A 10573-nucleotide genomic window follows, 5' to 3' on the forward strand; every position below is an offset into this window, starting at 1 on the left:
AGACCCAGAAAACATCATGGACTCGTACCCATCCCAGCTGTCGGGAGGGATGCGTCAACGAGCACTCATCGCACAAGCGCTATTGAACGAGCCTGACCTCTTGATAGCAGACGAAATCGGGACTGCGCTAGACGTGACTATCCACGACCAGATTCTCGACCTGCTCAAAGACCTCATCGAAGAACACGACCTTAGTGTCCTGATGATCACACACAACCTCGGTGTTGCGAGACAAGTGAGCGACCGCGTTTACGTGATGTACGGCGGTCGCATCGTCGAGACGGCGCCGACTGAGGAGTTGTTCGAGAATCCAAAGCATCCCTACACGCAGGGGCTCATTGCGTCGATTCCGCGCTTGACCGGTGGCGAAATGGCAGAAGGAATCGACGGTTCGATTCCCGAATATCTCGACCCACCGCAAGGGTGCCGGTTCGCTCCTCGGTGTCCATATGCAACTACTGAGTGTGAGCAGGGCCGACCAGAGATGCTCCAAAGAGCCACTCAAACCGGTGTCGAGTGTATTCTCTACGACGAAGATGCCGCCTCGTCTGACCAACCAACTGTCGAAGAGACTCGTAGTCACATGACTCGACGGTCGGACCGTCTCACGGGGGACGACTAACATGAGTGACCCACTCCTCGCAGTTGATGGCCTCAAGAAGTATTTCCCAGTGAAGGGAGGCATCATCAAACGAACGACAGACCACGTGAAGGCTGTCGACGGAGTCTCCTTCGACATCGAACGTGGCCAGACACTCGCACTCATCGGCGAGTCTGGAAGTGGAAAGAGTACCGTCGCGCGGACCATTATTGGGCTTCATAGCGCCACTGATGGATCCGTAGAGTTCGACGGTGAGGACATCACGAATGCGACCGACGAGCAATTGGCTCAGCTTCGGTCCCGGATCCAAATGGTGTTCCAAGACCCGACGTCGAGTCTGAACCCACGACGGACGATTGGGAAGTCACTCGCGGTCCCGCTGAAGGCACGTGGTGTTCCGAAGTCTAAACGCCGTGACCAGGTAATCGACCTACTCGAACGAGTCGAACTGAACGACGAGTACTGGAATAAGTACCCTCACGAGCTCTCAGGTGGACAGAAACAGCGCGTCAACATCGCTCGTGCGCTTGCTGTCGAGCCAGACCTGTTGTTGCTCGACGAGCCAACGAGTGCCCTCGACGTGAGTGTCCAAGCGAAAATCATCGCACTTCTCGAGGACCTCCAAGAGGAGTTCAATCTAACCTACCTCTTCATTACGCACGACCTCTCTCTGGTCCGTAATTTCGCCGATGAGACCGCAGTGATGTACCTCGGTGAGATTCAAGAGCGAGGATTGACAGAGGAAGTATTCCACCGACCGAGACACCCGTACTCTCGGGCACTTCTCTCGGCAATTCCAGTTACAACAGAAGAAGAAGAGGCATACAAGCCACGGCATGAACCGCTCCGTGGCGAGATACCGAGTCCACGAGACGTCCCGTCCGGGTGTCGGTTCCACACACGCTGTCCGTACTCGACAGATGCATGTTCGGCCGAAGAGCCAACGTTCTCTACTGTCGATTCGGGGCCGAGCGTCCGGTGCCACATCTACGACGAGAGTTACCGAGACGAGTTCGATGAGGTTCCAGAAGTGGCTGTTGAGGCCATTACGGACGGTGGAAGACTCGCCGCGAAGCACGCAGAACGAGACGGAGAGCAATGACTACGATGAAAATCACGACAGACAATATCGACGACTTCGCCACCGGTGCAACCGTCCTTGGGACGGGCGGCGGTGGCGACCCATATATCGGGAAGCTGATGGCTGAACAGGCCATCGAAGAACACGGCCCAGTCGAGCTTATCGACCCTCGTGAGGTCCCAGACGATGCTCTCGTCATTCCGAGCGCGATGCTTGGAGCACCCACGGTGATGGTCGAAAAGATTCCTCGAGGGACGGAAGCCCTCGCAGCGTTCGAGTCCTTAGAGACACACCTCGGTCAAGAAGCGTACGCGACGATGAGTATCGAAGCGGGCGGGTTGAACAGTACTGTTCCAATTGCCGTTGCTGCGGCACTCGACCTTCCCCTCGTCGACGCTGACGGAATGGGACGAGCGTTCCCAGAAGTGCAGATGGTGACGCTCACGATGGGTGGAATCAGTGCAACCCCGATGAGTATCGCCGATGAAAAAGGCAATTCGTTGTTTGTGGACACGGTCGACAACGAGTACGCCGAGGCGTTCGCCCGCGTAACGAGTATCGAGATGGGTGGCGCGTGTATGATCGGAACCTACGCTCTTTCTGGAGCGGAGGTTCGTGAACACGCCATTCTCGATTCGATGTCTCTTGCACACGACATCGGTGAATCAATCCGGACCGCAAAGGACCGTTCACAAGACCCAGTTGAGGCTGTCCTCGACCTGACCGACGGGTACGAATTATTTGAGGGCAAAATCGTCGACGTCCAGCGTCGGACCGAAGGCGGATTCGCAGTGGGCGAAGCAACCCTCGAGGGATTGGCCGACTGCGACGGCCGCCAACTCACGTTGAATTTCCAGAACGAGCACCTTGTTGCTCGTGACTCTGAGAACGGAGTCCTTGCGAGTACACCTGACCTGATTACTGTTCTCGACTCAGAAACAGGCGACCCAATCACGACAGAGCGCCTGGCCTACGGCCATCGCGTTCGAGTCATCGGTATGCCGTGTTCGCCAAAGTGGCGGACTGATGAGGGACTGGACCTCGTCGGCCCTGAATACTTCAATTACAGTATCGACTACGAACCAATCGAAACTCTCCAAAATCAAATCAATGACTGACTACAGAATCGGAATCGACGTTGGCGGTACGAACACGGACGCGGTCGTAATGAACAGTGATGACGACCTGCTTGCAAAGACGAAGACACCAACGACAGAAGACATTACTACGGGTATCTTGAACGCTCTCGATGTCGTCCTCGACGACAGCGGAGTGAGCGAAGAAGAGCTCGAGTACGTGATGCTCGGGACGACACACGCGACCAATGCAATTACTGAACGTCGTGGACTCAATGAGGTGGGTGTTATCCGAATTGGTGCACCAGCAACTCAGAGTATTCGTCCGCTATTAGAGTGGCCAGACGACTTGGCCGATGCAATCGGGAATAACGTCGCCATCCTCGATGGTGGTCACGAGTTCGATGGACGGACTCTCAACAATATCGATGAAGAAGAGATTCGTGAGCAGGTCCGTGAGTTCGCAGACGTCGATGCCTTTGCTGTGACGAGTGTCTTCTCACCAGTCCGAGACGACCACGAGAAACGCGTCACTGAGATAATTCGGGAGGAAATCGGAGACGACGTTCCCATCTCGGTCTCAAACGAAATCGGGAGCGTTGGCTTGCTCGAACGTGAAAACGCGACAGCACTCAACGCAGCCCTCACAAACGTCGCTGAAGAAGCCGCGACTGCGTTCGTCGACGCAATGGACGAGCGTGGAATCGATGCGAACCTCTACTTCGGACAGAACGACGGGACACTGATGAGCGTTGACTACGCCATCCGCTACCCAATCTTCACGGTTGCAAGCGGACCATCCAATTCAGTACGTGGTGCAGCATACCTTTCCGAGGTCGAAAACGGAATCATCGTCGACGTAGGTGGTACGACAACCGACGTCGGTGCGGTCACCGAAGGATTCCCACGTGAAAGTAGCGTTGCTGTGGAGATTGGTGAGGTGAAGACCAACTTCAGAATGCCGGACATCATCGCGATTGGCATCGGTGGGGGCTCCATCGTCGATACTGAAGGCGAGGTCACTGTTGGTCCACAGAGTGTCGGGTACAAACTGACTGAGAAGGCCAAGTGTTTCGGGGGAGACGTTCTCACTGCGACCGACTTAGAAGTGGCAGCGGGGACCATCGATATCGGACCTGAGACACCAGACGTCGATCAGTCAACCGTCGAAGCAGCCCGCGAATACGTCAGAGAACGCGTCGAGCGTGAAGTTGATCGGATGAAAACGAGCGCCGAACCGGTCCCAGTCGTCATCGTTGGCGGTGGGAGTATCCTCGTGCCTGACGAGATCGAGGGTGCCAGCGAGGTCTACAAACCCGACCACTACGAAGTTGCGAACGCCGTCGGTGTCGCCATTGCACAGGTGTCGGGTGAAGTTGACCGCATCTACAGTCTTGACGAGATGAGCCGTGAAGAAGCGATTCAGAGTGCGAAAGACGAAGCAACGGACAACGCCCTCGCCGCAGGCGCCGACGAAGACAGTGTCGACATTGTCGACGTCGAAGAAGTCCCGCTCTCGTACCTCCCCGGCAACGCGGTGCGAATCAAAGTGAAAGCTGCAGGAGCGCTCGACCACTGATGACAGTGGAAATTGGTGTCGAGGAGATCGAAGACATCGCACTCGGGGCGACAGTCCTTGGTACCGGTGGCGGTGGGGACCCCCACGTCGGGAAACTCGTCGCAAAACAAGCGATTGAGGAGTTTGGTCCCGTCGAACTCGTCCACCCCGACGAACTATCCGACGACGCTTTCGTGGTCCCGACAGCACAGATGGGTGCACCAACCGTCTCTGTCGAGAAGCTCCCGAGTGGTCAGGAAGCAGTTGACTCACTCGAACGTATCGAACGCGAGCTTGACCAGGAAGTCGATGCAACGATGCCAATCGAATGTGGTGGCATCAATTCGACGTTCCCGTTTGCAGTCGCAGCTCGACGTGGACTTCCCGTCGTTGACGCTGATGGGATGGGCCGCGCGTTCCCCGAGCTTCACCACGAGACGTTCAACATCTACGGCGTCAGTGGAACTCCTGCTGCGGTCAGCGATGAACGAGGGAATACATGCCTCATAGAGACGGAAGATAACGAGCAACTCGAATGGCTCGCCCGTGGAGTCACAGTCAGGATGGGCGGTGTTGCCTACGTCTCTGACTACCCCATGACTGGAACGCAGGTGAAAGACACTGCAATCCCGGGGACGATGACGCTCGCACGCAATCTTGGGCGAGAACTCAGGGTTGCTGAAGATGATGCAATGGACGCGATTCGTGACGTAACGCGGTCTTCCATCTATGGCGAGGCACAGTCGTTATTCGAAGGCAAAATCGTCGATGTCCAACGTCGAACTGAACACGGATTTGTGTTCGGACACGTCGATGTGGACGGCCTTGGTCGAGACGAAGGGTCGTCGATGCGCATCGAGTTCCAAAACGAGAACCTTGGTGCTCAAGTTGACGGAGAGTACGTCGCAACAGTGCCGGACCTCATCACCGTCCTCGACCGCGAAACTGGTGGGCCGATACCAACTGAGAGTCTTCGATACGGGGCGCGGGTTCGTGTCCTTGGCATCAAGACTCCAGAGATAATGCGAACACCCGCGGCGCTTGACGTTTGGGGGCCACATTCGTTCGGCCTTGAGACGACCTACAAACCATTGGAGGGCTGATAATGAGTTTCGACATTCCACAATTAGCAGAGATTACTATCGACGACCTGGAAGCGCTCGGGACTGGTGCTGGAATTCTCGGCACAGGTGGTGGTGGAAATCCCCGCATCGGCCGTCTCCGTCTCCAGACGCTCTTCGAAGACGAAGAGTATCCTGATTCGGTCAAGCTAGTTTCACCGAAGGACCTCCCGGCAGATGCAACGGTTGCGAGTGTTGGGGGGATGGGTGCACCGACCATCAGCGTCGAAAAGTTCCCCAAAGGAGACGAGGATTACAAATCACTCCGGGCTATTGAGTCGTTCTCCGGCGAGACAGTAGACGCAATTATTCCAGGCGAGATTGGTGGCGCAAACAGTATGGCACCATTATGTGTCGCCGCGATGGCTGACCTCCCAGTCGTCGACGGTGATGGCATGGGGAGAGCATTCCCTGAACTCCAGATGGACACGTTCTTCATCTACGGCTCACCCGTGAACTACGCAGCAACGACTGACGAGCGCGGAAACCAAGTCGTCTACAAAGACATTGACTCTGCGAAACGTCTTGAGGACCTCGCTCGTGCGATTACCGTACAGATGGGCGGAAGGTCAGGCTACGCATTCCCGCTCATGACTGGCGAATTTATTTCTCAGTACGCGATTCCACACACCGTCTCACTCGCAACTGAGTTGGGTCGGACTGTCGAAAGAGCACGTGAGCAAGGTGACGACCCAGTAAAGGCAGGTCGTGAACTCCTTGGTGGCAAAGACCTTTTCGAAGGAAAAGTCGTTGACGTGCATCGCCGTAACAGGGATGGATTCGCAATGGGGAGTGTCACACTCTCGGGATTGGATGACGACTCACGTCTAGAGATCGAATTCCAAAATGAATTCCTCATCGCCCGAGCAGACGATGATCAGGTGCTTACAACGGTCCCCGACCTCATCTGCATTGTCGACAATGATACGGGTGCACCTGTTATGACGGATGCACTCAGATACGGTCAGCGGGTTCGAGTCCTCGGAGTTCCTGCCCCTGAACTCCTCACAACTCCAGAGGCTCTGGATGTAATCGGACCGGAGGCGTTTGGATACGAATTAGCCTATGAACCACTACCACGGGGTGAAACCGGCTGGTAATTACCGGTAGCCCTAGCCACAATACGAGAATTCACTTCATACCATAGGCATCGTAGCACACCACACGAAAATTAGCCAATATGGCACAACTTACGTTCCGTTTTGGTTAATTTATTCATCAATAGTTTCAAATCGTCGGCTGGACATAATTACACATGGAAAATACTGACCTCGAATCTATCAACGGGAAGTCACATGATCCGAATACACCGGAGGCAGTACTCGAAAATTATCTTGACGAACATGATTACGAGATTTTTCGGGCACTGAACGCAAATGGCAGAATATCCGATACCGAACTCGCAGAACGAGTTGGTCTCTCTCGAACCGCAGTCCGTCGACGGCGAGAGAAGCTTCAAGAAGGCGATGTCCTGGAGATTCTCGCTGTAATCGTCCTTCAAGAAGCAGACCTTGCAGATGCGCAAATTCTCGTGTCCTTTGACCAGCACGTCTCATCAGACGTGAGAAAACAATTCATCACGAAATTGATAGACGAAGGGCTCGTCTACAATACGAGCTCTTGTCTCGGGGAGTACGACCTCATGTTCAGTGCGTGGCACACAGATCTCAACTCGCTCAAAGAGTACGTCTGGGACCTCTTCGATGGAGAAGAGATTGTCAACAACTACACCATCATTCCGTTGTTGAAAACTTGGAAAGCGTGGGACAAAGAGCTGGACCGACCATAATCTGTCTTCACCTACTGGTTCTCAATCGGGAGCCTACCGCATGAATAATCGGGGTTTAAATTCGGACAATCAGTTCTGGCTGCTCACTCCTGGGGAAAGCGAATATAGCGCGGTGGGTGAAGGGTAGAGTAGTCCACTCACAGAAAGAAATATAGCCGTTTGCGACGCCAACCCTGCGCACGCTGTCACGTGCTTTGGGAATACAAATTCTGACCGGCCACTCAAAGCTACTGAGACACGCCCACGGTACCAACTCTTCGCGACCATCCGCATCGTCACATTTCCATCCGGAGAAGACAATAGGAACTCCTCGACATGTGTACGAGTTGGGGGAGCTACGATGGTGACGATAAGCGCCGAAAAATGGAGTAACTGGCGAGTGGATACCGCCACGCTGACCCGTCCTATCCTCTACCTACATGCGTTGCTCAGTACGTCGTCGATGAGGCCATCGCGCAGCAATTTGGCGAGAGACTCCGTCTTGTCGTGGAGGTGGACATCGCTCTTGGGGAGCGAAACCTCCTCTGAGACAGCGTCGACGAGTCGTCGAAGAGGAGGCTCAACGGCGGATCGTCGGCGAGAGTTGCGAACTGCGCAGTTGTCAGGAGTTCTATTGCAAAGACAAGTCTCGACTGTTCAACATGATGTCGCCAGGTCACTGTCTGGTTGTTTGAGGGGAGCTCCGATATATTTCACTCGTTTGAGGTGGAAGTGGTTGAGTAGAGTGCTTGAGGGTTGTAATCTAAAGGAAACAGCGAGAGTTCCACGGGTCACCTGACCCGTGGTCGTTTACTACAATGGACTATCACAACAACATCAATTCATCCACAAGTGTAGATAAGAAATCGGCAGTGCCGTTGAACAACATACAGTGGATCTGTGGTGGCAATTTGGGGGTGCGTAGTCGCTCATCTCCCTTGACTACAACCTCACAAGCGCTTACCCGTGGGCACCTCACGATATCTATATTAGAGTCATGTCAGATGATAAGAGGAATTTACTGCTTGTCCCTCTGGAATAATTTCTTTAGGGCCTGGCCAGATATGGAAATTTGACGTATGTATTGGGATTTCTGAAATACACTCGTGAAATAATGTACTATAACTAGATGTTTCCCACAAATGTTAATCTTTGACAAGATAGTATATAGACATGACTTCTAGTGGGAACAAGAAAACGATACTCTCGTACATTCCGTTAATGAAAGCAGGTCACACGAGACGGAATCTACTCGTCGGGTGTCTCTACTTGTTCTTCTTCCCGCTAACTCTCTCGATTGCTCCAATATATGTTCTCGTTGGCGTCGCGAACAACTACCGAGGAATGGCGGACTCTCTTTCCGAATCACAGCTTCGAGATCTCCCTGGTATTACAGAGGACGGTATTTCATCAGCGGGACCGATGTTCGTCTATTCTGCTACAGCAGCATTCGTTGTTCTCATGGCGATGATGGTGGTGGTTGGGGGCACACTTGGACTCGTTAGTGATGTTGGTAGGAGTGATGCAACTGGAACCAACAGTTCTTCAGCACTGAATGAGGGAACTCCTCCCGTAGAAAGACAAGATTCCGGAGAGCCGGTAATTGAGGCCACAGCGACACCAGCACACACTTTGACTGTTACGTCGACGGACTCATCGGGTCAGGATCCGTCTACAAGATCTAGTAGCACTGATGAAGCATTACCAGCTGAGACCGTGACAGCGACTCAGACTCCCGCACCGGATCCAACTTCGAGGCCGACAGCGACTCGGACACCTGCACCGGACCCAACCCCGACCGCGACAGCGACTCAGACACCTGTACCGGAGCCAACTTCGACCCCGACAGCGACCCCGAGGGGATCCTCTGAGGGTACTGAGTGGACGGTGACAATTACGCGTGTTATCGATGGCGACACAATGGAGGCACAATTCCCGAATGGCGACGTCGACACGCTCCGTCTACTTGGGGTCGATACTCCTGAAACTACCCTCAGTCGAGTATCTCCCGACGAATTCGAGGGGATCCCTGACACGACAGCTGGACGCGACCATCTCTATAACTGGGGAGAGAAGGCAACGGAATTCGCTGTAGACGAGCTCGAGGGCGAACAAGTCAGAATTGTAGTTGACGAGCAAGCAGACCGCCGCGGGAGCTTCGGTCGGTTGCTTGTCTACATCTATGTTGACAGCGAGAATTATAATAGACGTCTACTCACCGATGGTTACGCCCGAATGTACGACAGTGAGTTCTCTCAGCGAAACGAATTCCGGTCAGCTGAGGACCGTGCTCAATCACTCTCGAAGGGTCTGTGGGATTTTGAGGCTCCATCGACACCTGAAGAGACCTCCTCGAATGAGGAACGTGATGGTTCGAGCAGCGACATCCCACCAGTCCCAGCAGATGGTGATTACGACTGTTCTCACTTCGATACGCAGGACCAAGCACAGCAAGTACTCGAATCTACGTCTGGTGATCCCCACGGGCTCGATAGGGACAATGACGGAATTGCCTGTGAGTCGCTTCCATAGGTCCGCCAATTGAGCTTGCCAACGTCTTACTTCCACTCGTCCAAGACGAGACCTTCGCCGGTTGTGGGAGCAACCGACCAAGTGAAAATAGAAGGCCACTGGTTGAGAACGTCGAGATACAACTTCTACACTTGCAGGGCCGTATCGATTTGGTGTAGCAAGAGGTCTACTTTTCGAACACAGTCGCGAGCTTCTCTCTCATTGCTTTTCGCCGGAATTTGCGACGTCTCTCCTCGGAGAGATAGTTTGACATCACGACCTCAACGCTGGAACTTCCTTGGTCGGCCGCGACGCCCTCAAGCTGCGAGAGCATATCGCCAACTGCGTCCTGGTATGTGGTGTACCGGCTCTGTTGAAACCCTCAGACCTTGACAGAAAGGGCGTGACACATACAGAGGGTGAGTTCAGCAGGGTCTCAACGAACTGTCAGCGATGTGGGTCTCAACAGAGCCATCCTTGTTGAGCCTCACTCATACTGAAGGATAGTGATTTTAACCGTCTGATTTTGATAACTGACGTATCTGGCTGGGGGTGCGTCTTCCTTAGACTCTGGAACGTCCTCTAAATCAGCAGCTACCTGATCAAGACGAGCTTGGTCGAGAGATTCATAAAAATAGCCTTCATCAGAGGCGGTTTCCACTGCCAGAGTGACTATACCACTCGTATCCTCGATCTCGCTCAGATTTGATACTGTTGTGTTCTCTGGGGTTGCATTTACAGCTTCAGCCCGGATGAAACCACCATTTTGAGTTGCGCTCATGGCAGTTGGTTGCCCAGTAGTAGATTTATCTGTCGTAGTTGTTGGACTTTGTTCAGTATGTGTTTTTATTGGTGTT

At 53.7% G+C, this 10573-nt stretch carries 9 protein-coding genes and 1 pseudogene; 8 read left to right on the plus strand and 2 right to left on the minus strand.

The genetic code is table 11. The annotated features are described in order from the left end of the window. From AUR66_RS18120 to AUR66_RS22940, 8 genes are all read left to right on the plus strand, one after another. On the plus strand, positions 1-622 hold a 622-nt coding region (locus AUR66_RS18120; protein ID WP_157533224.1), incomplete at its 5' end, for an ABC transporter ATP-binding protein. A gap of 1 nt (position 623) precedes the next feature. After that, a complete protein-coding gene (locus tag AUR66_RS18125; RefSeq protein WP_058573547.1) occupies positions 624-1703 on the plus strand; it encodes an ABC transporter ATP-binding protein in 1080 nt (359 codons plus the stop codon). 5 nt (positions 1704-1708) lie between these two features. After that, complete coding sequence (locus tag AUR66_RS18130; RefSeq protein WP_082682278.1) at positions 1709-2800, plus strand: DUF917 domain-containing protein; 1092 nt, start codon at positions 1709-1711, stop codon at positions 2798-2800. Beyond that, complete coding sequence (locus AUR66_RS18135; protein ID WP_058573549.1) at positions 2793-4337, plus strand: hydantoinase/oxoprolinase N-terminal domain-containing protein; 1545 nt, start codon at positions 2793-2795, stop codon at positions 4335-4337. The genes AUR66_RS18130 and AUR66_RS18135 overlap by 8 nt, the downstream gene beginning before the upstream one ends. Further along, positions 4337-5419 (plus strand): DUF917 domain-containing protein, encoded by a 1083-nt coding sequence (locus AUR66_RS18140; RefSeq protein WP_058573550.1) that lies wholly within the window; start codon positions 4337-4339, stop codon positions 5417-5419. Before AUR66_RS18135 ends, AUR66_RS18140 begins: the two co-directional genes overlap by 1 nt. Before the next feature lie 2 nt (positions 5420-5421). Further along, a complete protein-coding gene (locus tag AUR66_RS18145) occupies positions 5422-6537 on the plus strand; it encodes a DUF917 domain-containing protein (protein WP_058573551.1) in 1116 nt (371 codons plus the stop codon). A gap of 155 nt (positions 6538-6692) precedes the next feature. Continuing rightward, the gene (locus tag AUR66_RS18150; protein ID WP_058573552.1) at positions 6693-7226 is read left to right on the plus strand and encodes an Lrp/AsnC family transcriptional regulator; all 534 of its coding nucleotides are present in this window, start codon (positions 6693-6695) and stop codon (positions 7224-7226) included. Positions 7227-8378: 1152 nt separating this feature from the next. Next, the gene (locus AUR66_RS22940) at positions 8379-9737 is read left to right on the plus strand and encodes a thermonuclease family protein (protein WP_231727964.1); all 1359 of its coding nucleotides are present in this window, start codon (positions 8379-8381) and stop codon (positions 9735-9737) included. A gap of 166 nt (positions 9738-9903) precedes the next feature. Here AUR66_RS22940 and AUR66_RS22945 read toward each other — a convergent pair. Both AUR66_RS22945 and AUR66_RS18160 read right to left on the minus strand, forming a co-directional pair. Beyond that, positions 9904-10080 (minus strand): annotated as a pseudogene (locus AUR66_RS22945) (site-specific integrase); the annotation flags it as partial. A gap of 123 nt (positions 10081-10203) precedes the next feature. Beyond that, the coding region (locus AUR66_RS18160) for a hypothetical protein (RefSeq protein ID WP_231727965.1) at positions 10204-10573 on the minus strand (370 nt) is incomplete at its 5' end.

Source organism: Haloferax profundi (assembly GCF_001469865.1).
Classification (GTDB): Archaea; Halobacteriota; Halobacteria; order Halobacteriales; family Haloferacaceae; genus Haloferax; species Haloferax profundi.